Source organism: Nocardia shimofusensis NBRC 100134, from assembly GCF_001613125.1.
In the GTDB taxonomy this organism is placed as follows: Bacteria; Actinomycetota; Actinomycetes; order Mycobacteriales; family Mycobacteriaceae; genus Nocardia; species Nocardia shimofusensis.
This window is the reverse complement of the sequence record NZ_BDBT01000007.1, coordinates 189141-211325: the sequence shown is the minus strand read 5'-3', so window position 1 is coordinate 211325 and position 22185 is coordinate 189141. Positions and strand designations below refer to the sequence as shown.

Here is a 22185-nt window from a genome sequence, read left to right as displayed (position 1 = left end):
TCACTGGGAGCGCCGCTATAAACAATGACCATCTCGGCCACCTGTGTGCCCCTAGGAGAACGCCGGGCGACGGCCTGCGCCACTCAGTGCCGATCGACCAGCGTAGCGGAGGAATTCACCTCCACGACTGTGGAGAATTCGACGGAACCTGAGGTCGATTCGCCGCGTCTAGTGAGGCGACAACACGTGATCCGGTGGTGCGTATCTGTTCTGTAGGGGGTTCCAGTACACGTCCTGCAGCCATCCGGCCGCCTCTGCGGGCGTCGCATCCGCGCATACTCCCAGGACATGGATTTCCCCCAGCCTGCGGTCGGAGTTGGCGACACGTAGGACTCGCCGGGAGTGGTCACCAGGCTGCGGGTAGATGATGGCAGCGAAAGGCGCGGAGACGGGGGAGTAGCCAGCTATGTAAGTCAGCAGCTGATGGATATCGGAAGGGGACACACGATCGGTGTGATATGTCTTGTACTTCGCATCGATGGGAACCACGGCTGCGTCGGGCCCGCCCAGCCGGATGAGCACATCAGGTCGGAACCGCGACGTCGAAGTGAGATCGCCGCGGACAGTGATGGCATCGTTTCCTCTCGCCGCCAGCAGGATTCCCTCCGGCGGGCAGGATTCCGCACACAGCCGACGCACCACTGTCTCCCAGAGACGAGGTAGATCGAGCAGCAGACTGCCCGCCTTGGATCCGCAGTCGGCGAGCAAATCGGCAACCCCACCACCGCGCAACAGCAACGCAGCCCACGTATGTGCACCCCGGTAGCGCTGATTCAGCTGCGTGTATCGAGCCCGCTCGTGTGCTCGCACTGCCTCGGAGGGTGATCCGGTGACAGGAAATTCCGCGGCCACCGACCGGAGATTCCGGGCGAGGTGTGAGTCGGCGACCGTTGCCGCCGCCGCCCGCAGGGCGTGCCCGCACAACTGGTTCTCCCAAATGTCGACATCGCGGTCGAATGTGCGCATGTGTAGTCGGTCGAGCTGCCCGAACCTCCGGCTGGCCTGGGCCGCGACGTCGAGCCGACCACGCAGGATCGGCCCCACGTGATCGGCGCGGATGTAGTCGCGGCGCAATCCGTCGCGGAGCAGGTTGTGGCATTCGGCGAGTAGTGCGGCGGCCACCAGGTCCGCGAATCCGTCAGCGGACACGGTCCATTCACGGATGGTGGACTCGTGCGGCACGGGTACCTGCAGCGCGTAGCACAGCCACTGGATCAGGGAGCGTCCGGTGAACGCTGTTTTCGGGGTGATTATCAGGCAGACCCGGTCGAGGTTCAGCACACCGACGGTCCCCTCCGGGCGGAACTGCCAGCCGGTGCGTGTTGGGGTGAGCGTGCAGCGCCGCTGGTTCTGCAGGAGGGTGAGCCGCCGGATGTCGTTGTCGGTCAGCTGGTCGTAACCCAGCGCCGCCGACTCGTATTCGGCGACGACGAGCCGGTGTGTGTCACTCATCGCCGTCGCGTGCCCCCGCGGTGAATTCGGCGGCGAGTGCCGCGGGCAGGTCGGCAGCGGCGAAATGGGCCGGCCGACCGGTCTTGTGGTCGACGAGCGCACCGAGGATCTGCTGGAGCAGATCGGCGCGGCCGACACAGTAGTCCACCAGTAGCGGCACGATGTCGTGATAGAAGGCCGACCACAGTTCGTCCTCGGTGGCGACGGGCTCGTCGTCGCGCAGCAGGTAGGCGTGGCCGATGCGGTGGTCGGAGTCCAGGACGCGGTCGATACGTTCGTTCATCGACTCCAGCAGCGACGACAGCTCCAGCGGCCCGACCTCGCCCGAGACGGCATCCGGGTCGGGGTCCACCGACAGGAAAGCGAAGCGCCGTCGGATGGCGGCGTCGAGGTGGCTGACACTGCGGTCCGCGGTGTTCATCGTCCCGATGATCCGGATATTCGGCGGAACCGCGAAACGGCGGGCGCTGATCGGCAATGTGAGCGGAAGGCCACGCTTGTCGGATTCGAGCAGGGTCACCAGTTCACCGAAGATCCGAGGAAGGTCGCCGCGATTGATCTCATCGATGATCAGCAGGAATGTCGATTTCGAATCAGCGGCGGCCGCGGTGCACAGCGTGTGGAACACCCCGTCCGCCAATTCCAGCCGCAGTCCCTGGCCGTCCGTGTCCTGGGCGGGCTTGAAACCTTCGACGAAGTCTTCGTATCCGTAGGACGGATGGAAAGTCACCAGCCGGACGCGACCGGAGTCGATGAGCCGGGCGACCGCCGCATTCCGCGAGGAACCCTCGGCCACCGAATCCGCATGCATCGCCAGCGCGATATCGAGCGCCAGCCGAGTCTTACCGGTTCCCGGCGGCCCGTGCAGGATCAGTTGTGGTTTGTGCTCGAGAACCGCGAGCGCGCGTGTGACCTCCTCGGGCAGTGCGGATTCCGTCTGGATCTCGGGTCCGGCGCGGCGTGCGGCGGTGAGTGTCGCGAACAGGGTTCGTGGCACCTTGGCGAAGGTCTTGCGCCAGGCCCCTTTCGGCTCCGGAAGCTCCTGGGCGTAGTCGGTGTTCCACTCGACCGAGACGAGGTGTTTGGACTTGGGCCGGGTGTCGTCGAACCGGTATCCGTCTGTCACCGTGCCGATCGCCAGCACTTTCCGCATTCCGTGATTGGCCACGATTCGGTCGCCGGGCTGCAGGTCACGAAACGCGATCAGCTTGCTCGCCTTGTCGGCATTCTGGCCGGGACGCTCGGTGTAGATCTCGTCCATCAACTCTTTGAGCTCGGCGTCGCTGGCGAACTGAGTGAGATCGCCGATCTGGTCCCAGCCGACACAGATGAATCCACCCGCGAGGCATTCCTGCCAATGCCTCGCCTCGGCGCCCGGCGCGATCTTCCAGATCGCGTGATCGCGTCCGCGCGGATCGAAGTTCGCGTACAGGAAGCGCATGATCTCCTGCGCATCCCACGTGGCCAGCTCGGCATCACTGGCGACGAGTTCCCGCAACTGCCGGTTGGCTTGCCACGCCGCGACATCCTTCTCCGGCGTGCCGCCGAGTGCGGTGATGAACGCCCGCAGATGCGGCGAGGAGAAGATCGGCAGGAAGTGCTCCGGGAAGTATGTCGCGAGGGACTTGGTGACCAACGCCTGTCCGGACCGGAGAATCTCGAGGTCGTCGAGCTTGTCGAACGCCCCCTGCTCGACCGCCTCGAAAGCCGTGACGAACTGGCCACGCAGCCGCTCCCACGCCTGCTCGACCGACGAACCGAGCAACGCGGGTGCGAGCTTCCACTCCCCGGAGCGGTGCCGGTAGAGCATGTGTTTGCCCGCGCTGCCGCCGCTGATACTGCCGAGTCGGCGGGTGCCGAACTCCATGAGGTGGCAGTAGGTGACGGTGTCGGACGCGCCGAGGCCGAGGGCGTAGCGCTCGAGGGGGAGTGTCGGCCATTCGTCCAAGGGGAAGAGGTCGACGACCTGTTTGCGTAGGTCGGCGGCCTCGGCGACCTGGGCGGCGACGGCGGAGCGGTCGAATGTGGCGATGGCGGTCCGCAGATCGGTGGTCAAGTCGGCCTCACTGTGCTGTGTCGGACGTCGGGTGCTGGGTAGTTGCAGGCGATGGAGGAACGAAGTCTCTCCTCCAGTATTCGGTGTGCCGAGACCGGGGGGCGAGGCGCGTGGCCATTAGTCAGCGCCGACTGCGTTTGTTCTTGCCTCGCAGCCCCTCCAAGCTCAGCACCCTCGGCCATTGCATCCGAGCCAACGTCCCTCCACCCCAACCGCGCGGTGCCGCCCGAACGAGGACGATGCCACAGGAGCGTGCCTAATGCAGGATGATCGGTGGGGCATCGCCCCGTCCAATGCGTTCGGCTCTCGTACCTGGGGAGCCGCTGTGGGTCCGGCAACCCGCCATGTCCCGGATCCTGTCGGTGCCTCGAGTCATCCTTGCGCAGTGATGGCGTATGCGCTGTCGGCTCCCTTACCAGCATCCTCACCCGATCGTGCTCAATACATGAGGCGGTGAAACTTGTAGGCGTTGGGCGAGAACTATCCAGGTGTAGACACTCAGAAAAAGGAGAGCGGCCGCGGTGAGCGGCCATTCGGTCAGCTGCTTCCAGCGATCTGCGTTCACGCGCCACTCTTCGCGGTCGAGGCCGTCGTCGCGGCGGAGTTCCGCTCGACAACGGGTGGGTCGGACACCTGCATCACCACGCGACCTCCCGAGTCCAGCCACGAGAGAACCGTCGGCAGCCCTCCGTCGCCGGCGCCAACTGTAGAACACCTCGATTGCTGCCTGGACTCCCAGGTGATCGGCAGCGCTAGTTCGATGTCACTTCGGTGGGCGGCTGGACCGTTGTCTTCGCCCGCTCCCGGGGCATTCGGATGGCGCCGCACAAGAGCGCCGCCGCCACGCAGAGTCCGGAGGCGACGAAGAAGGCGGTGTCGTAGGAGCCGTGGGCGTCTCGGACATATCCCGCGCCGAATGCGGCGACGGCGGCGCCGATCTGGTGGGAGGCGAAGACCCAGCCGAACACCACCGGGGTCGACGCGCCGAACCAGATGCGGCAGATCGCGATGGTCGGGGGAACCGTGGCGACCCAGTCGAGGCCGTAGAAGATGATGAAGACCCAGGTGCTCGGTTCGGCGTGGGGGGACAGGAGTGCGGGCAGGGCGAGCAGGGAGGCGCCGCGGCCGAGGTAGTAGATCATCAGCAGGATGCGGGGGTCGACGCGGTCGGTGAGCCAACCGGAGAAGACGGTTCCGGCGACGTCGAAGATACTGACGGTGGCCAGCAGGCCGGCGGCTACCGTCGTGGGCATGCCGTGGTCATGAGCTGCGGGGATGAAGTGGGTGCCGATCAAGCCGTTGGTGGTCATGCCGCAGATGGCGAAGCTGCCCGCCAGCAGCCAGAAGGCGGGTACCCGGGCGCCTCGGAGGAGTCCGCTCGCCGCGGCGGCGAAGCTGCCGTTGGGCAGTGGTTCCGGATCGGTGTCGGGTGCGCCGCCGTAGGGGGTGGTGCCGACGTCGCTCGGGCGGTCGCGGATGAACAGCAGGACCAGCGGGATGACCGCGAGCGCGGCGGCGGTGACGACGATCGAGGCCCAGCGCCAGCCGAAGCGGTCGGTCACGTCCGCGACCACGGGCAGGAAGATCAATTGTCCTGTCGCGCCCGCCGCGGTGAGCAGGCCGGTGACCATTCCGCGCCGGGCGACGAACCATCGGGTCGAGACGGTGGCGACGAAGCCCATGGAGATCGAGCCGGTGCCGAGGCCGACCAGCACACCCCACAGCAGGACCATCTGCCAGCTCGCGGTCATGAAGACGCCGATGCCGGTCCCGGCCGCGATGAGCACGAGCGCGCCGGTCAGGATCGGACGCACGCCGAAGCGGTCCATCAGGGCGGCGGCGAACGGGGCGGTCACGCCGAACAGGACCATGTTGACCGACATGGCCGCGCCGATGGTGGCGTGCGACCAGCCGAACTCGTCGTGCAGGGGCGTCATCATGACGCTCGGCACCGCGCGGAAGCCCGCGGCGCCGAGGATGGCGACGAAGCTGACCGCGGCGACGATCCAGGCGAAGTGCAGGCGGGGTTTCGGTCGGGTGGGCGCGGAGTGGATGCCGCGGTCGATCTCTGTGGTCACGGTGAATCAGCATCCGGGAGGACACGACGTACCACCAGTGGCAGGATTGCCAATATGCCGGAAAATCACGCCACCGAGTCGTTCGAGGCGAAGGGGGCCGCTTCTCGCCGTCATGTCGTGGCGGTCCTGCTGCTCGAGCCGGTGGTCGGATTCGACGCGACCATCCCGCCGATGGTGTTCGGGGCGGCCGTCGCCGAGGACGGCATGCCGCTCTACGAGGTGGTGACCTGCGCGCTCGAACCCGGTCCGGTGCGGGGCACCGCCGGGTACTCATTGGTGGCCGAGCGCGGTGTGGAGGCACTGGCCGTCGCGGACACGGTGATCGTGCCGGGGACGAGATTCCCGCCCGCCCGCAACGAAGGCCGCCTGACCGACGAGGTCGCCGCGGCGCTGGCCGCCATTCCGGCCGGATCACGCATCGTGTCGATCTGCACCGGCGCCTTCGTGCTCGCGGCCGCCGGGTTTTTCGACGGCCGCCGCGCGACCACCCATTGGCGCTACGCCGACGATTTCCGCGGTCTTTTCCCGAAGGTCGACCTCGACGAGACGGTGCTGTTCGTCGACGAGGGATCACTGCTCAGCTCGGCCGGGCTGGCCGCGGGCATCGACCTGTGCCTGCACATGATCCGCCGAGACCACGGGGCCGCGGTGGCCAACCGCGTCGCCCGGCACTGCGTCGTGCCGCCCTGGCGCGAAGGCGGGCAAGCCCAGTTCATCGAACATCACGTGCCCGACCACGACGACCGCAGTACCGCGGCGGTCAGGGCGTGGGCGCTGGAACACCTGGCCGAGCCGTTGAGCGTGGCGGTTCTGGCCGCGCGCGCACGGATGAGCCCGCGCACCTTCGCCCGACGGTTCCAGGCCGAGACCGGCATGTCGCCGGGAGCGTGGATTCGCGATCGGCGGGTGGATCGGGCGAGGGAACTGCTGGAGTCGGCGGATCTGCCGGTCGATGTCGTCGCGGAGATGTCCGGGCTGGGCTCGCCGGACAATCTGCGCCATCACATGCGGCGGGGGTTGGGGATGTCGCCCTCGGCGTATCGGAAGGCATTCACCGGTCAGTGAACGGGCAGCTACCGCCGCCCCACGTTCTGCAACGATCGGTGGACGAACCTCGACACCCGACGAGACCTGGCGTTGACTGGAGAAAAGCACACTCTCCAGGCCTTGGAGGTCGACATGATCATCATCGGGCTCATTCTTCTGCTCGCCGCCGTGATCGTCGGTGTGGTCGGGGTGGTGGACAACACCGGGAGTGCCCACTCGCTGACCAACGACTTCTCGGTGTTCGGATACCAGGTCACCGGCTCGACCGGGACGTTGTTCCTCTACGGCATCGTCGTGGGCGCGGTCGCCGCGTTCGGGCTGAGCATGCTGCTCGCGGGTGCGCGTCGGAATTCTCAGCGGGCGCGCCACGCTCGTCGCGAACTGAAGGCAACCCGCCGCGACACCGTCGTGGGGCAGGACGACGTCCGGCCTGCCGCGGCGCCGGCTCAGACGGCACCGGTCCAGACGGCGCCGGTCCAGACCCAGCGAAGCTGGCGGCATCCGTTCGGCGGCCCGACCGCCGGGCCGACCGTCGCGCCCCGCTGAAACGGGGACCGCACACATCGCAGAGGAATCCGGCGCCGAGGGCCGGTGTTCCTCGACGACCGCAAGGGGTGCCCGTCGGTGGCCTGGAGACTGCGGCGGTGCGGGGAGAGACCTTGCGATTACCAGTCGAGTTCGTCGCACCCGGTGTGGTCCGCGGGCTCGACCTGCAGCGTGGCGTGGGCGAGCCCGTGATCGTCGCTCAGGACACGACGAGCTTCGTCCAGGACCCTGTGCACCTCGTGCTGGCCGGGAACGACGAGATGCGCGGTGGCGACGTTCATGCCGGAGGTGAGGGTCCACAGATGTAGGTCGTGCACCGAGATCACGCCCTGGATGCCCGCGAGATCGGATTCGACCGCGCCGAGGTCCATCCCCTCGGGAACGTGCTGGGCGAGCACAGCCAGGACCTGTCGGCCGAGGCTGACCGCACGGACTACGACGAAGGCGCCGATCGCGAGCGCGATGACGGTGTCCCATACCGGGTTCGCGGTGGCGAGGACCAGCCAGCCCGCGGCGATCACCCCCACCGACCCGGCGGTGTCGGCCACCACCTCGAGGTAGGCGCCCTTGACGTTCAGGCTTTCCGTCGCGCCCGAACGCAGCAACAACAGCGCGACGACGTTGACGACCAGGCCCAGCGCCCCGACGACGAGCATCGGTCCGGTCTGCACCTCAGGGGTGCTGCCGATCCGGCCGATCGCGCCGATCACGATGTAGACGGATACGCCGAGCATCATCAGGACCGCGAGCCCGGAGGCGAAAACCTCTGCCCGGTATGAGCCGTAGGTGCGACGTCCGCTGGTGTCCTTGCGCGTCGCGATACCGGTCGCGGCCAGCGCGGCGGCCAATGTGACCACATCGGCCGCCATATGACCGGCGTCCGAGATCAGGGCCAGCGACCCCGAGAGCAGGCCGTAGGTCAGCTCGACGGCGAAGAATCCGGCGATGAGGACGAGCGCCGCCGCCAGCCGCCAGCGGTGCCTCCCGCCGGCATGCCCGGTACCCACCGGCCCAACTCCCGCATGACTATGTCCATGCCCCATCAGGCCACACCTCCACGCCGCTCGATCACGAACCGAACCATACATAGACATCTGCGCATATGTCTACTATCCCGGATGGCTCGTGGCGAACCAGCTTGCCCAGGGGCGCATGTCGGCCGTCGACGCCGCCTGGTCCGGGTCAGCCGGAAGTGATGGCCTCGGCCGACGGTGCGATGGCTGCGATGATCTGTTCGACAAGGTCCGTCGGTACACCGGCGGCGAGTTCGGGGTCAGGCCACCGGCACAGCCGGGGTCTCGAGCGGCGCAGGCACGTGCTGCCAGCGGTGGACACCGGCGCCGAGGGCGTAGGTGAGGTGTCCGCCGAGGGCGCCGCCGACGCCCACCGTCATCAGGCCCGCCGCGCCGAGCACGGTCGCCGTGCGATCGTCCCGCGAACGGTAGGCCGCCGAGAACAGCGCGACGGCGACACCGTTCACAGCGGCGTGCACGAGTCCGACACGACGTTGCGGCCTGTCGAGATCCTGAAAATCGGCCCAGCCGAGGGCCGCTGTGGGCGGGAAGGCCAGCAGTCCGATCAGGACGAGCCTGCGGGCTTCGTCGGGGTATCCGACCGCGCGCAGCGCGGCGGCACTCGACCACGCACCCAACGGCAGGGTGACCAGGATCGGATGGAGCGGGTGGCCCAGCCAGGAGCCGCGTGCCCAGTCGGCGACCCGGCCGTCGCCGAACAACCGCCCGGTCAGAGTGGCGAGCTTCGCGGCAGGCTTGTCGAGCCCTTCGGCCTGTTCGGGCGCGCTCAGGATTCGGTGAATGTCCATGCGGTGGCGATACCCGCATCGCTGCGCGTGAACCGGTATGCGAGGTCCGACGCTCGTCCTCCCGGGTGTTCGAACCACGGAGGATCGAGGTAGCCCGGTTTGTCCCCCGGTGGGCGGGGTAGGTCGCCGAGCAAGTGCTCGCGGTCACTGTGGCAGCGCGGCGGTGTGAACGGGAAGAACCGAGGGAGAACCGACGATGCCTCACTTCCGAGATCGGGACTCGAGCGGTGAGAACCGTACGCTCGGCGGTTACCTGGCGACGCTCGTGCTGTACGGCATGGTCGTGGCAGGCGTTGTCATGGTCGGCGCGGTGACCGGCAGGCAACTTCCGGCCCGGATGAGCGTGCGCACCGTGCTCGGGATGGCGCTGGCGACGCACAAGGTGTCGCGGCTGGTGACGAAAGGCGCCGTCACCGCACCGGTGCGGGCTCCGTTCACGACTCCCTCGGGCGCGGACGGCGGCCCCGGCGAGGTGATGGAGCAGCCGAAGGCGGACAGCGGTTTCGCCCACAGTCTGGGAGAACTGCTGAGCTGCCCATTCTGCCTGGACGTCTGGGTGGTCACCGGATTCGTCATCGGTCAGGCATTCGCGCCGCGAGCCACCCGAGTGGTGATCGATGCGACGACCGCATTGGCAGGCGCCGACTTCCTGCACTTGGCCTACGCGACCGCCCAGCAGATCGCCGAAGGCGAGATCCCGCTCTCGGGCGCGCGGCCCGCCACCGCGTAATCGAGACAGTTGGACCTTTCCGCGACCGACTGGACCAGGCGCCGCGCCGGATGCCGGGGCTGTGGGCGACCGGCGCTATCGCGCGTATTCCACGACTGGATCAGGTCACCATCGCCGTCCCGCGGAACGTCTCGGGAGTAGCAGGGCCGTCGCCGCGACTGTCAGCGTTCGGCGCGACGCGCGAGCCAGACGGTGTGCAGCCCGCACCCGGGGTCCTCCGCGATATGGGCGATGATCTCGAACCCGTTGGCGTGCAGTAATTCCCGGTACTCGTCGCTGTCGAGGCTCGCGTGATAGAGCGGCTCGCCGTGGTAGGTGCCGATCCGCACATCCGCCGCCGGGCCGCTGGTGAACATCAACGCGGCGCCCGGTGCGGCACGTGTGCCGAAGACCGGGAACATCCGGCGTTGATCGTCCGGGGTGAGGTGGAAGAAGCTGTCCCAGGCGAGGATTCCGTGAAACGCGCGATCCGGCGCCGCGGTCCGCATATCACCGACGAGCCATTCATGGTCGGGGAAGCGCCGCGCGCACCGGCCGATCATGGCGGGGGAGGAGTCGACCCCGGTGACTCGGCAGCCCCGCTCGATGAGGTGGCCCGCGAGCGGCATTCCGGACCCGCAACCGAGATCGAGTACGGTCGCGGCCTCCGGGAGCAGTGTGGTGAACCGGTCCAGCCACTCCGTCTCGAGCACCACGCGATCACCCCGCTCGTAAGCCCAGGCGTCCGCATGACGCTCATAGAGATCGATGACTCGCTGTTCGGCGTCGGCTGCCATGACTGCAAACTACCGCGCCCCGCGCTACGGCCCGCCGTGCTCGCGGGGCGTGCGCAAACGGTTACGGATCGACTCCATCGCGCTGATCCGCTGTCGCAGCCCGGCCTGCGTTCGCTGCTGGTCTCCGCGCTTCTCCAGTTCGGCGAGGCGCGCGACGTCCGCGGCGATCTCCGCGTCCAGCAACCGGGCGGAGTGCTGGATCTGCTGAACCCGTTGGCTCCCTGGCGTCATCCCGTCTACGTCCGCCCGGTGTACGCGCTGCTGTATTGGGCGGTGCAGGATCTGCATCCGGATTGGGCACAGCGCCTGATGAACACCCCGCAGTACTCGCGCCCGAAGAAGGCCGTGCTGCGCGGCCTCACGCGTCTGCTCCTGCAGAGCGTGCGTGACGGCAAGATCAAAGAGGTCTACCAGGCGCACGCGCGGGCGGCGGCCACCCCCGCGGCGCCGGCTCTGTCGGCCGTCGCGGCTGCGAGGACGTCGAAGGCATCGAAGGCTCGGGCGAACGGGGCCGCGGTCGGCTCGTAGCCGACGAGAAATAGGTTGGACGGCATTCGGATCGGATTGATAGCGTGCGCTGGACCGTGACATCACACGAGGAGGTGAGACCCATGAACGTGACAACCATGTGGGTGCTCCCACTCGTGTGCACGGTCGGGCGATCGAGGTAGGTGTCGCCGGGAGCGCCTGAAGAGGCAATCCCGAGAGGCAACACCATGCATTTCACCTCCGAGACATCGTCGAACGGTGTCATCGAACGCAACTTCACCCTGGACGAGATCACCGGCGTGCTCTGGTCGCCCACATCCGCAACCGTCGGCGCACCGCTGCTGCTGTTCGGGCACGCCGGCGGCATGCACAAGAAGGCGCCGGGGCTGGTCGCCAGTGCACTCCACAGCGTGACCACCTACGGCTTCGCTGTCGCTGCCATCGACGCGCCCGGACATGGTGACCGGTCGCGAGACCTTCAGGATCAACAGTGGGTCGAGGCGATCCATCGGGCCCGGGCAGCGGTCGAGCCGATCGCGGCCATCGGGATCGACTACAACATGTCGCTGGCGGAGCGGGCGGTGCCGGAATGGCAGGCGACCCTGGACGCCTTGCAGGCGCTGCCCGAGATCGGCGCCGAAGCGCCGGTCGGCTACGGCGGCATGACGTTGGGCGTCGTGACCGGGCTGATGTTGACGGCGGTCGAATCCCGGATCGCTGCCCTGAGCATCGGTGGGGTCTTCGTGCACGACGCCCTGATCGAGGCGGCGAGAAAGATCACCGTCCCGGTGGAGTACCGGATTCCGTGGGACGAGGACGAAATCGACCACGCCGCCGCGATCGCGTTGTTCGACGCCTTCGGATCGACGGACAAGGCGATGCACGCTCACCCGGGCAGGCACAACCAGGTGCCCGAATACGAGCGCGACAGCTCTGTCCGGTTCTTCGCCCGCCACCTCGGCCGGGCCGCCGACACGGCTTCGGACTGACGTGACCGGTATCGGCGTCCGGCCATGCGGCGGACGCCGATACCGCGGACCGCGCGAACTACGACGAGGCGTGCAGCCACTTCGTGAGGTCGGGAATGTCACGGCGGGCGACGCCGGTGAAGGCGGGCGGCCGCTTGGCCAGGAACGCGCCGATACCCTCCGCGATGTCCGCGGAGCGCAGCGCGTGCGGAATGGTCTTGCGGTCGAACTCGAACGCGGCCTCGGGGCTGCCCTCGGCGGTCATGGCGACCAGGCCGCGGCGGATGATCGCGGCCGAGCCGGGAGCGATCTCGGTGGCGAGTTCACGGGCCAGGGCGTAGGCGGCGTCGAGCAGGGCCTCCTGCGGGTGCAAGCTGGTGACCAGGCCCGCGGCCAGCGCCTCGTCGGCCTCGATGAGCCGTCCGGTCAGCATCCACTCCTTGGCCTTGGCCAGGCCGACGAGTTGCGGCAGATACCACAGCGATCCGGCTTCGGGCGCCAGACCTCGGCGTCCGAACACGAAACCGAACCGGGCGTCGTCGGCGGCGAGGCGGAAGTCCGCGGGCAGCGTCATGGTGATGCCCACGCCGACGGCCGGCCCCTGGAGCACGGCGATGACGGGTTTGTTCAGATCGGTCATCGGCCGCGCCACCCGAGTGGCCCATTCGACCCACTCCGGGTGGTCCATGTCCTCTTCGCCGCCGCCCGCGCCCAGGTCCATGCCGACGCAGAAGTACTTCCCGGTGGCGGTGAGCACGACCACCCTGACCTGATCGTCGAGATCCGCCGCGGTCAGCGCCGCGCCGAGCTCGTTCGCCATGTCGGCGGTGAAGCCGTTGCGCGCTTCGGGACGGTTCAGCGTGATCGTCGCGATCGCCTCGCTGACGTCGTAGGTGATCGTCGTGTAGCTCATCGTGGTTGCCTTTCCCGGGTACACGGGGTGTCTGTCGATGCCGGCCTGCCGCCGTCGGCCCCGTCCCGATCCTGCCCAACCGCCGGGCGGGGGATCGGAGCGGGGCTCACCGCGGCGGATCGGCTTCGCGGCTGCGATCAGAGTGCGCCGCGTTCGGCGTCGCCCGCGGGCACGGCTTCCAGCGTCTGAATGTCCGGCGCGCCGGCGAGCGCGTCGCGCAGAGCGGCGCCGATCCCGCGCATGGCCGCACCCTGCATGTGCGCGCCCAGCGCCTCCTGGGAGGCCCACTTCTCGACCATCACGAAGACGCCGGTCGCCCCTGTCTTCCTGTGCAGAGCGTAGAGCAGGCATCCCGGCTCGGCGTGCACAGCGGGCGCGGCGTCGGCGAAGACCTTCTCGACTTCGTCCTCGTGACCGGGCTTGGCGACTATGGTTGCCACGACGACGATCGGTGCGGACATGGGTATCTCCTTCGATAACACCGGATTATAACGGTCGATATAACGCGCGAGCGTACAAGCGGGCGCGTAAGACCGCAAGGGTCCGGTGGCCGTCCGGCTCCCTCCGCCGCGACGAAACCGAGGTCCGCCTCCGGGGCGCCCCGTTTCTACCGAGAAACCGCCGACAGTCCGATTTCGCGCTCACGGTGATCCACGCGAGCGAACGGCGACCACCAGTTGGCCGCGCCGAGCAGGCGAACGGTCGCGGGCACCAGCAGCATGCGCACCAGCGTGGCGTCGATGACCAGGGCGATGATCATGCCGAGGCCGAGCATGCGCATCGGGGTGAGCGGGGACAGGGCGAACGCTCCGGTGACGATCACCAGGAGTGTCGCGGCCGCGGTGACGACACGGGCGGTGCGTATCGTGCCGATCCGCGCCGCCTCGGTGGTGTCGGCGCCGTCGTGGTGAGCTTCCACCATGCGCGAGAGCAGGAACACCTCGTAGTCGGTGGACAGCCCGAAGACCACCGCGATGATGAGCACCAGCATGCCCGCGGCGATCGGGCCGGTGCTCACCGCGAGCAGGCCGGCGAGGTTGCCGTCGCAGAAGATCCAGGTGAGCACGCCGAAGGTGGCGGCGAGGCTGAGGAAGGCCATGACGACGGCCTTGAGCGGCAACACGATCGAGCCGAAGGCGGCCGTGAGCAGGATCAGGGTGGCCGCCACCATCACCAGCATCATCCAGGGCATGTAGCGCAGGATCGAGTCCACGCTGTCGACGGTGGCCGCGGTGTCGCCGCCGACCAGCACGTGGGTGCCCGCGGGCGGCTCGAGGGCGCGCACTCCGCGGACCGCGTCGGCGGCGGCGTCGCTTCGGTCGGTGGCGTCCAGGAAGGCGTGGAAGACCACGATGTCGTCGGCGCGCCCCACCTGGAGCACCGTCCGCACGCCCGGCACCGCGGCGATGGCGCGCGAGGCGCTCTCGACCGCGGCCGACTGCGGCGGGCCGTCGTCGCCGCGCAGCACCGCGTTGATTCCGCTGCCCGCCGCGGGGAATCGGACGGTGAGTTCTTCGACGGTCGCCCGGGACGAGCTGTCGGCGGGCAGCGCGCGGTGGTCGATGTCGCCCAGTCGCAGGCCGGTCAGCGGCGCGGCGAGCAACAGCAGGATCGCGACGGCGGCGAGTGCGACCGCACCGGGACGGCGCAGCACCGCCCCGACCACGCGGCCCCAGAATCGCTCGGTGCGCGGCTGTTCGGGAGCCGGGGCCATGCGATGGCCTACCAGCACCAGCAGGGCCGGCAATACCGTCAGTGAGAGCAGCGCGGCCAAGGCGACCGCGGCGATCGCGCCGAAGCCGAGCGACCGCAACACCGCCTGGGGGAAGACGAACGTCCCGGCGAAGGCGCAGATCAACAGGAGTGCGGAGAAGGCGATGGTCCGGCCCGCGGTGGCGTAGGTGCGGGTCACCGCCGCGGCCACGTCACCTCCGGCGGCGCGCTCCTCGCGGAACCGGCTCACCAGGAACAACCCGTAGTCGATGGCCATGCCGAGGCCGAGCAGCGAGGCGATGTTGACCGCGAAGACGCTCACCTCGGTGAATTCGGTGAGCAGGCGGATCGCGCCGAGCGCGCCGAGCACGGTCAGCACACCGACTGCCATCGGCAGGGCGGCCGCGATCAATCCGCCGAACACCACGACCAGGATCACCAACACCAGGGGCAGTGAAATGACCTCGGCGCGAACCAGGTCCTGCGCCGAGCGTTCGTTGATCTCGGTGGCCAGCGCGCTGTAGCCGGACAGCCGGGTCGGCACCTCCGGCACCCGCAGCGTCGCCTCGATATCGGTGAAGGCGTGGATGCGGCGGTTCTCGTCACCCGCGAGGTAGACCAGGGCCAGTGCCTGCGTGCCGTCATCGGAGCGCAGCATGGCGGATTTGCCCAGAGTCGTCCACGGAGTCTCGATGGGGCGTTGCAGCAGGGCGGGATCGATGCTGTCCAATGCGGCGCGCACCTGCGGCGCCACCTCGTCGATCGTGTGCCCCGCGGGCGCGGTGTACAGCGCGACGACATCGGGGGTCTGAGGGCCGAAGTGCTCGCGCACCAAAGTCTCCACCAGCGCGGACTCGCTGCCGGGGTCGCTGAATCCGGCCGAGCTCACCCGCTCGGCGGTGTCCGCGCCGAACAACCCGCACGCCAGCATGATCGAGGCGAAGACGGCCAGGATCATCCGGGGCCGGCTCCGCACCAGCCGGTCGAGCCGGATCACGCCGCGGGCGCTTCGGCGAGCTCGGCGCTGAGCCGCGCGGCCAGGATGTCCAGTACCGCTTCCAACCGGAGTTCGATGCCCGCGCCGTTGCGGCAGGAGACGGTGATCTCCAGTCGCGGTCCGACCGCGAGGATGCCGAACAGCAGCGGCATCGCACCGCTGTGCTGAGGCAGGATACGCATGGTGGTGGGCCGCCAGGTGGGAGTGGCGAGCGCGGCCGTGTCCACCGTGCCCATGTGGGAAACGGTGGCCGAGACCATGTTCCGGCCCGCGCGAGCGCCCAGCCAGTTGCTCGCCCGCAGCACCGAACGCACCATCGGCGTGGGGTAACGTGAGAGCCCGCCGTTGTCCATCTCGTTGAGTTCCTGGTTCACGCTCAAGCCCGCGCGCATCCGCGCGGAGACGGCCTCCCATCCGGTGCCGGGCGCGACATCCAGGAACAGCGGCAGCGCCAGATTCCCGGTCGAGCGCAATGCCGGATCGTGCCTGCGCAGGTCCACCGGGATCATGAAACGGGAGGTGCCGCGGGTCTGCTCGGCGAGAATCGCGCAGGTGCGTGCCACCACGGCGCGACCGTTGGCCTCGACGGTGCGGTGCCGTAGCAGCCATCGGGGTGCGCTGCGATCCTGTCTGCCGCGGCCGGTGGCGGCGCGGAAACGGGGGACGACCAGGGTCGGTTTCCCCGGCGTGCCGATCCGGTCGACGAGTTCGGCGTCGGCGATCGGATCGGGCGCGCCCACCAGCGGTTCCCCGCGCAGCGCACGGAAGATGTCGTCCACCCACCGGCGCAGGCCCATGCCGTCCATGACGCCGTGGAACGCCCGGAACAGCACCGTGACCGGGTCGCCGGTGAGCAGCAGCACCTCGGTGGTGCGGTCCGGGGTGGGCCCCAGCGGCCTGTTCAGTTCGGCGTCGTGCTCGAGTGCGTTGTAGTCCAGCGTCCAGCCGGGCACCACCCGCACCGTCGCGGCGACTCCGCTGTCGGTCCACCGGTCGCCGTCGGCGACCAGCCGCGATCCCGGATTCGCGGCCGAGGCGACATCGACGGCCCGTTGCAGCACGGCCGGGTCCAGCGTGCCCTCGCCGGGCACGGCGAGCTGCATGATGAACGGCGGCGTCACCTGCCTGGTGGAGAAGTAGAGCCGTTCGGTGGGGGTGATCGGCCTGCGGTAGTCGGTGCCCATCGTGGTGTCCGTTCGCGAATCAGCGCAGTGATGCGGTGAGGGCGAGCGCTCCGCCCTCGGATTGCAGCCAGGTGAGGAATTCGTCGATACCGGTGTCGCGGTCCATGATCGGCCGATAGCCCAGATCGCGGGCGGCGGCGCCGGTGTCGTAGGTGGCGGTGCGGCTGAGCAACGCGACGACATAGCCCGACAGCGGCGGGGACCACCGGGCGGCCACCGCCGGGATGCGCCACACCGTGTCGAGCACCGTCACCAGCGCGTTCAGCACGGCGGGGTTCGGGGTGCGGGTGGGCACCGGGTAATCGAGCCGCCGCGCGACCTCGGCGAGGAATCCCCACACGTCGGTGCGTTCGGCGTCGGCCACGAAATACGCCCGCCCACCGGGGGCGTCGGACCGGGTCACGAGCAGGCACGCCTCCGCCACATTGTCGACGTGGCAGAGCGAGGCGTACACGGTGCGACCGAAGGACAGGTCAGGCAGCGAGCCGGCCTGGGTGCGCGAGAGCATGCGCACGATCGGGCCCGAGCGGTCGCCCGCACCCCAGATCGCCCGCGGCCGCAGCGCGACGGTCCGCATCCCCGGCGAGTCGGCGGCCAGCACGGCGCGCTCGGCGGCGGCTTTGGTCTCGGAATAATAGTTCAGGTACCGGCGCGGATACGGCACCGATTCGTCGACGTCGATCTGATCGCCGCCGTCGCGGTCCATCAGCGCGCTCGGGCTCGAGACGAAGACGAACCGGGACACCCCGTCGCGGCGCGCGGCGGCCAGCAGATGCTCGGTGGCGTGCAGGTTCTCGGCGACGAACTGAGCGCGGGTGCCGCGTTCGTCGACCCGGGCCGCGCTGTGGACGACGATGTCGATGCCCGCGGTGGCGCGCGCCAGTGAGGCCGGATCGGTGAGGTCGCCGTAGACCTTGCGCACCGCGTCCGCGGCGTCACCGAGATCGCTCAGGTCGCTGGTGGGGCGCACCAGCACGGCCACCTCGTGCTCGCCCTCGCGTACCAACCGGCGCACCACCGCGCCGCCCACGAATCCGGATGCCCCGGTGACCAGTACCGTGCTCACGCCTGTCCCTTTCCGTTGGTGCGCCACCAGGTCAGTCCGAAGATCTGGGTCAGCACAGCGGTGCGCAGCGCCGACCGACCGCTGCCTTCGGCGGCCCGCAGGGCGACCGGGATCTGCGCGGCGTGCACCACCAGGCTGAGGAAGGCGTCGATCCACCACGCCGCCCGCAGCAGCCGGTGGCGCGGCGCCCGTCCGCGCCAGGCGGCGACCGCGCCGACCGCCAGATACAGCCAGCCGAGAATCGGAATCGCCCGCAGGGCCAGGACTTTCGCGGATGCCCGGCGGTTCGCGCTCATCGTGCGCCGCCCAGCTGCTTGCCCGCCCACACGGCGAGTTCTTCGCGGCCGATCTTGGCGTTGTGCCGGATGTCGACCGGGAAGCCCGGATGCGCCAGGACATCGGTGATCGGCCGGGTGAGCGCGAACTCGGCGGCGCGGGCGCGCACGGCGGCCAGCACCGTCTGCGTCCGGGCGTCCTCGTCGACTTCGACGCACAACACCGGACGCTGGGCGCCGGGCTCGCCGACACCGACCAGCGCGGTGCGCGCCACGCCGGCGACCGGCGCGAAGATCTGCTCCACCTGCACAGTGAACAGTTCGCCGTCCGTGGTCCGCACGCGTTGACTCTTGCGGCCGCAGAACCAGATCCGGCCCTGCTCGTCGAGGCGGGCCAGGTCACCGGTGCGGTGCCAGATCCGGTCGCCGTCGGCGATCTTGCCCAGTGCGTTGGCCTGCTCCGGCCAGTGGTAGCGGGTGCTCACATTGGGTCCGGCGACGACGAGTTCGCCGATGCCGCCGGTGCTGTCGAGCTCACCGGCGCGACGTTCGACATCGGCCCAGGTCGGCAGCGGTTCCTCGGTGATCGCCACGACGCGCGCCTCGATCCGGTGTGCCGGTCGTCCGATGCAGGTGCCCTCGCCGCGGTGCGCCCGGTCCACCAATCCGTCCAGCAGTTCCCTGGATTCGACGGTCGACATGGGCAGCGCTTCGGTGGAGCCGTATCCGGCGAAGATGCGGACATCCTCACGCAGCACCTCGCGCAGACCCGTGATGCACCAGTCCGGCACCGGTGCTCCGCCGGAGAACACGCTCTCGAGGGTGGGCAGTTCCCGCGGCCGCGCGCGCAGCCGACGCAGCAGTGGGATCAGCACGGCGGGGGAGGCGAACATCGTGCGGACGCCGAACCGACCGATCGCGTCCACCACATGCTCGGGATCGGTGGCGCCCACCTTGCTCGGCACCAGCGGCGGGATGACGCAGCGCGAGCCCAGCAGCAGATCCAGCACGCCGACCAGTGGCAGCGTGATGAGCGAAGCCTCGGGCGCGCGCTCCTCGCGGGCGAAGTGCACCTGTTCGACCATCGCGCTGAGATTGCCGTGCGTCATCTCGACGGCCTTGGCCGGGCCGGTGCTGCCCGTGGTGAACGCGATGAGCAGCGTGTCGTCGGCGGCGCCGTGGACACCCGGTGTCCGGGGACGCTCGGGGCGGCGGCCCCACGAGTTCAGCGTGGGCCCGCCCCAGAACCAGCGCTTGCCGACCGTCACCGCGGTGCGCACGGTCCGGAAGTTCCATCGCGTCAGCACCCGAAGCGCGTGTGCCTGCGGCATGCCGATGAAGGCCTCGGCCCGCACCGCGCGCAGGCAGCGCAGCATCCGGCGCACACCCATGCCGGGGTCGATGACCACCGGCACCGCGCCGATCTCCAGCAGCCCCAGCAGGGTCGCGTAGAGCTCCGGTCCGGGCAGCACCAGCACGATCGTGCGGGTTCCCGCGCCGACACCGGCGTCGGACATCCGCTGGGCGATGGCGGCCGCCCACGCGTCGAGTTCGCCGTATTCGAGCGTGCGGTACTGCGGCAATCCATCGGGCCCGAAGCCGTCGGGATAGCGCAGCGCCGGGCGACGCGGGTCCTGGCGCACGACCTCACGGAATCGGTCCAGTCCCGCCCAGTAGGTCTGCGGGGTGGTGGTGCGCTCGGCGCCGAGGGGATCGGCAGCGGTCATGCCGGCACTCCGGCCGGAGCGGGCAACCGGTACAGCACGGCGGCCGCCGACGGTCCCGCGCCCGCCGCGACGAACAGGACGCGGCGGTAGCCGGTGAGCGTGTCGTCGGCGACCGCCCGGTCGAATGCGGCGGTGAGCGCCGCGGTGTGCGGGTCGCCGTCGGTGAGGTCGGGAGCACGCACGTGGGTGCGGTCGATGCCGAGCGCGTCGGCGAGCCGCACACCGAAATCCGTTGTGGGCGTGGATGTCAGCAGCGCGAGGTCACCTGTCTCGCCGGCTTCGGACTCGGCCAGCACGCCCGCGGCGGCCTCCACCGCGACGGCGAGCAGACGCTCGGCGAAGTCGTCCTCCCGCACGATGGTCATCGCGCCGCGTCCGGTGGTTCCCATCGCGGCCGTGTCGACGTAGCCCTCGACGGCGGGCGTACCCGCGCCGGCGACCGAGCGCACCGTGCCGAACCCGGCCGGTTCCTCGGTGCGGCCGAGCAGCATGGCCGCACCGCAGGTGGCGTAGGGGAATTCGGCGGTGGCGGTGGGCCGGGTGAGCGAGGGATGGGTGTCGCCGGAGACGATCAGCACGTATTCCGTGCTGCCGGTCTCCAGGATCGAGGTGGCCACCCGGACGGCCTCCAGCACTCCGGTCGCGCCGTTCATCAGGTCGAAGGCGAAGGTCCGCGGATCGTCCACGGCGTACTCGAGGCCGATGCCCGCTTCCTTCTGGATCAACGCCGCCACAGCCGGTTCCAGGGTGTTGGAGTCACGGAAGACACCGGTGTTGATCAGCACCCCGACCTGGTCGGGCCGGACGCCCGCGCGCTCGAGGCAGAGCCGGGCGGCCCGACCGCTGTGGGCGACGATGCCGATGGTTTCGCCGCCGCGGCTGATCGCGGTGGATGTGATACGCACGCTCATGACTCGACCTAGACCTTCAGCGAAGAGATGGTGGTGGACAGGAATCCGGTGACGATGCCCGAGGCCGCGGGGATCATCAGCAGCTTCGACCCTTCCGGAATGGCCTGGTCCTGCAGCGAGTCGTGCAGCACCAGGAAGTGGGAGGTGGTGGAGGTGTTGCCGTACTTCTCGATCACCCGCAGGTCCGGCGGCATGGGGCTGCCGAATTCGCGCTCGCAGATGGCGTTCATCCACGGGATCGCCGCGGCGCCGAACTGGTGATGGATGACGTAGTCGAACTTCTCGTCGGCGAAGGTGCGGCCCTGGGCGGCGAGGTAACTGCGATGGCTGTCGGGGCCGAGCCGGAACCGGTCCTCGTTGTGCATCTGACGGTTGTCGGTGTAGAGGGCGATGCCCTGACTGCGATCGCTGGGCATGCCCAGGCACAGCTGCGCGTACTCCGCGGCGGTCATCAGATCGACGTAGTGGATGACATCGCGGTCGTCGACCGCCTCGTCCAGCACGACCGCGCACGCGGAGTCGCCGACCGACAGCGAGGCGAACTGCAGGTCGTACTTCTCCGAGATCTCCGCGACCGCGGTGTCGGCGATCGGCGTGATCGCCTCACCGCTGACGACCAAGCCGTTGCGTACCGCGCCCGAACGGATCATCCGGTCGAGAATGTAAGTGCCGGTGAGCATTCCGGCGCAGGCGTTCGAGACATCGAAGGTGATGGCGCGGGCCGCCCCGAGCTGTCGCGCGAGCGCTCCGGCGAACGACGGCTCCATGTACATCCGGGTGCCGTACCGGCTGCGGGTGATCGAAGTGGAGATGACGACGTCGATGTCCCCGGCCTCGTACCTGGACCGCGACAGGCAGTCCTCGGCGGCTCTGGCGGCCAGCGTGAAGGAATCCTCGTACGCCTCGGGGGCCTTGGAGTGCACACGGCGTTCCTTGACTCCGGTGATCTTCTCCAGATCGAACGACGGCGGCGTGGCCAGCCGGGACAGCAACTCCTCAGTGGTGAGGATGTCGGAGGGCAGATACGCGCCGATGGATTCGAAACGGGACTGCGGCATGGGACGCTCCAGCGGTGGGACGGATGACGGCTTCGAGATCGCCACGATCGACGGCGCGACGGACATTACCGGACAGTAACCACTGTTGTGCTGCGCAATTCGGCTGCCGTGGCGTTGTTCACACAAACCGTGAAGCTGCTTGCCGTGAGGTGTCATCAACCGGCGACCACTCCGCTATAGCGGAAATCTATCCCTGTGCACCCCTTCGGCTTCGCTCGTTCTGCCGCGCGTGCAGCGTTTATGACCGACCGCCGTCGCGCGCGTCCGGCCGAGAAGGACGGTTCTGGACACCGATCGGCAAACGGCCCGCGAGAGTGGGTTCCGGCCGCGCCGAGCCCATCGGCACAGCGAGGCGCGCGACCGGTGTTGACCTTGAC

General features: G+C 69.0%; 21 protein-coding genes. 5 read left to right on the top strand and 16 right to left on the bottom strand.

Going from position 1 to position 22185, the window contains the following annotated elements:
- Nucleotides 1-168 precede the first annotated feature (168 nt).
- From NS3_RS10440 to NS3_RS10430, 3 genes are all read right to left on the bottom strand, one after another.
- Nucleotides 169-1452: an McrC family protein gene (locus NS3_RS10440; protein WP_084495296.1), complete on the bottom strand. Its 1284-nt coding sequence runs from the start codon at nt 1450-1452 to the stop codon at nt 169-171.
- Entirely contained in the window at nt 1445-3508 is a 2064-nt protein-coding gene (locus tag NS3_RS10435) for an McrB family protein (RefSeq protein ID WP_067857402.1), read from the bottom strand. The genes NS3_RS10440 and NS3_RS10435 overlap by 8 nt, the downstream gene beginning before the upstream one ends.
- A gap of 752 nt (nt 3509-4260) precedes the next feature.
- Nucleotides 4261-5586 (bottom strand): MFS transporter, encoded by a 1326-nt coding sequence (locus NS3_RS10430; protein WP_067857399.1) that lies wholly within the window; start codon nt 5584-5586, stop codon nt 4261-4263.
- Between the two features lie 54 nt (nt 5587-5640).
- On the opposite strand from NS3_RS10430, the gene NS3_RS10425 reads away from it, so the two are divergent.
- Both NS3_RS10425 and NS3_RS10420 read left to right on the top strand, forming a co-directional pair.
- A complete protein-coding gene (locus tag NS3_RS10425; protein ID WP_067857396.1) occupies nt 5641-6651 on the top strand; it encodes a GlxA family transcriptional regulator in 1011 nt (336 codons plus the stop codon).
- A 114-nt stretch (nt 6652-6765) separates the two neighbouring features.
- Complete coding sequence (locus tag NS3_RS10420) at nt 6766-7179, top strand: hypothetical protein (RefSeq protein ID WP_084495294.1); 414 nt, start codon at nt 6766-6768, stop codon at nt 7177-7179.
- Between the two features lie 119 nt (nt 7180-7298).
- Here NS3_RS10420 and NS3_RS10415 read toward each other — a convergent pair whose 3' ends face one another.
- Both NS3_RS10415 and NS3_RS10410 read right to left on the bottom strand, forming a co-directional pair.
- Nucleotides 7299-8186 carry a cation diffusion facilitator family transporter gene (locus NS3_RS10415; protein ID WP_245649551.1) on the bottom strand — a complete coding sequence of 296 codons (888 nt, stop codon included), beginning with the start codon at nt 8184-8186 and terminating at the stop codon, nt 7299-7301.
- A 266-nt stretch (nt 8187-8452) separates the two neighbouring features.
- Nucleotides 8453-9001, bottom strand: a complete 549-nt coding sequence (locus tag NS3_RS10410; protein ID WP_067857389.1) for a DUF2231 domain-containing protein — start codon at nt 8999-9001, stop codon at nt 8453-8455.
- Between the two features lie 196 nt (nt 9002-9197).
- On the opposite strand from NS3_RS10410, the gene NS3_RS10405 reads away from it, so the two are divergent.
- The gene (locus NS3_RS10405) at nt 9198-9731 is read left to right on the top strand and encodes a DUF1360 domain-containing protein (protein WP_067857386.1); all 534 of its coding nucleotides are present in this window, start codon (nt 9198-9200) and stop codon (nt 9729-9731) included.
- A 161-nt stretch (nt 9732-9892) separates the two neighbouring features.
- On the opposite strand, the gene NS3_RS10400 is transcribed toward NS3_RS10405, so the two are convergent.
- Both NS3_RS10400 and NS3_RS29025 read right to left on the bottom strand, forming a co-directional pair.
- On the bottom strand, nt 9893-10507 hold the full coding sequence (locus NS3_RS10400) for a class I SAM-dependent methyltransferase (protein ID WP_067857383.1): 615 nt from the start codon (nt 10505-10507) through the stop codon (nt 9893-9895).
- A gap of 24 nt (nt 10508-10531) precedes the next feature.
- Nucleotides 10532-10738 (bottom strand): hypothetical protein, encoded by a 207-nt coding sequence (locus NS3_RS29025; protein WP_157101264.1) that lies wholly within the window; start codon nt 10736-10738, stop codon nt 10532-10534.
- On the opposite strand from NS3_RS29025, the gene NS3_RS29020 reads away from it, so the two are divergent.
- Both NS3_RS29020 and NS3_RS10390 read left to right on the top strand, forming a co-directional pair.
- The gene (locus tag NS3_RS29020; RefSeq protein WP_157101263.1) at nt 10721-11035 is read left to right on the top strand and encodes an oxygenase MpaB family protein; all 315 of its coding nucleotides are present in this window, start codon (nt 10721-10723) and stop codon (nt 11033-11035) included. The two genes, NS3_RS29025 and NS3_RS29020, sit on opposite strands and share 18 nt — an antisense overlap.
- A 188-nt stretch (nt 11036-11223) precedes the next feature.
- Nucleotides 11224-11985, top strand: a complete 762-nt coding sequence (locus NS3_RS10390; protein ID WP_067857377.1) for an alpha/beta hydrolase — start codon at nt 11224-11226, stop codon at nt 11983-11985.
- Between the two features lie 58 nt (nt 11986-12043).
- Here NS3_RS10390 and NS3_RS10385 read toward each other — a convergent pair whose 3' ends face one another.
- The 9 genes from NS3_RS10385 to NS3_RS10345 form a co-directional block, all read right to left on the bottom strand.
- A complete protein-coding gene (locus NS3_RS10385; protein ID WP_067857374.1) occupies nt 12044-12877 on the bottom strand; it encodes an enoyl-CoA hydratase-related protein in 834 nt (277 codons plus the stop codon).
- Between the two features lie 137 nt (nt 12878-13014).
- Nucleotides 13015-13338 (bottom strand): putative quinol monooxygenase, encoded by a 324-nt coding sequence (locus tag NS3_RS10380; protein ID WP_067857371.1) that lies wholly within the window; start codon nt 13336-13338, stop codon nt 13015-13017.
- Nucleotides 13339-13484: 146 nt separating this feature from the next.
- Nucleotides 13485-15548, bottom strand: a complete 2064-nt coding sequence (locus tag NS3_RS10375) for an MMPL family transporter (protein WP_067857623.1) — start codon at nt 15546-15548, stop codon at nt 13485-13487.
- Nucleotides 15549-15583: 35 nt separating this feature from the next.
- Nucleotides 15584-16771 (bottom strand): peptide synthetase, encoded by a 1188-nt coding sequence (locus NS3_RS10370; RefSeq protein ID WP_067857368.1) that lies wholly within the window; start codon nt 16769-16771, stop codon nt 15584-15586.
- Nucleotides 16772-16790: 19 nt separating this feature from the next.
- Complete coding sequence (locus NS3_RS10365) at nt 16791-17837, bottom strand: NAD-dependent epimerase/dehydratase family protein (protein ID WP_067857364.1); 1047 nt, start codon at nt 17835-17837, stop codon at nt 16791-16793.
- Nucleotides 17834-18133 (bottom strand): hypothetical protein, encoded by a 300-nt coding sequence (locus NS3_RS30020; RefSeq protein ID WP_067857361.1) that lies wholly within the window; start codon nt 18131-18133, stop codon nt 17834-17836. The genes NS3_RS10365 and NS3_RS30020 overlap by 4 nt, the downstream gene beginning before the upstream one ends.
- Nucleotides 18130-19839, bottom strand: coding sequence for a fatty acid CoA ligase family protein (locus NS3_RS10355; RefSeq protein ID WP_067857358.1), 1710 nt, complete (start codon nt 19837-19839; stop codon nt 18130-18132). Before NS3_RS10355 ends, NS3_RS30020 begins: the two co-directional genes overlap by 4 nt.
- Entirely contained in the window at nt 19836-20750 is a 915-nt protein-coding gene (locus tag NS3_RS30325) for a hypothetical protein (protein WP_067857355.1), read from the bottom strand. Before NS3_RS30325 ends, NS3_RS10355 begins: the two co-directional genes overlap by 4 nt.
- Before the next feature lie 8 nt (nt 20751-20758).
- Nucleotides 20759-21808: a 3-oxoacyl-ACP synthase III family protein gene (locus tag NS3_RS10345; RefSeq protein WP_067857353.1), complete on the bottom strand. Its 1050-nt coding sequence runs from the start codon at nt 21806-21808 to the stop codon at nt 20759-20761.
- Nucleotides 21809-22185 lie beyond the last annotated feature (377 nt).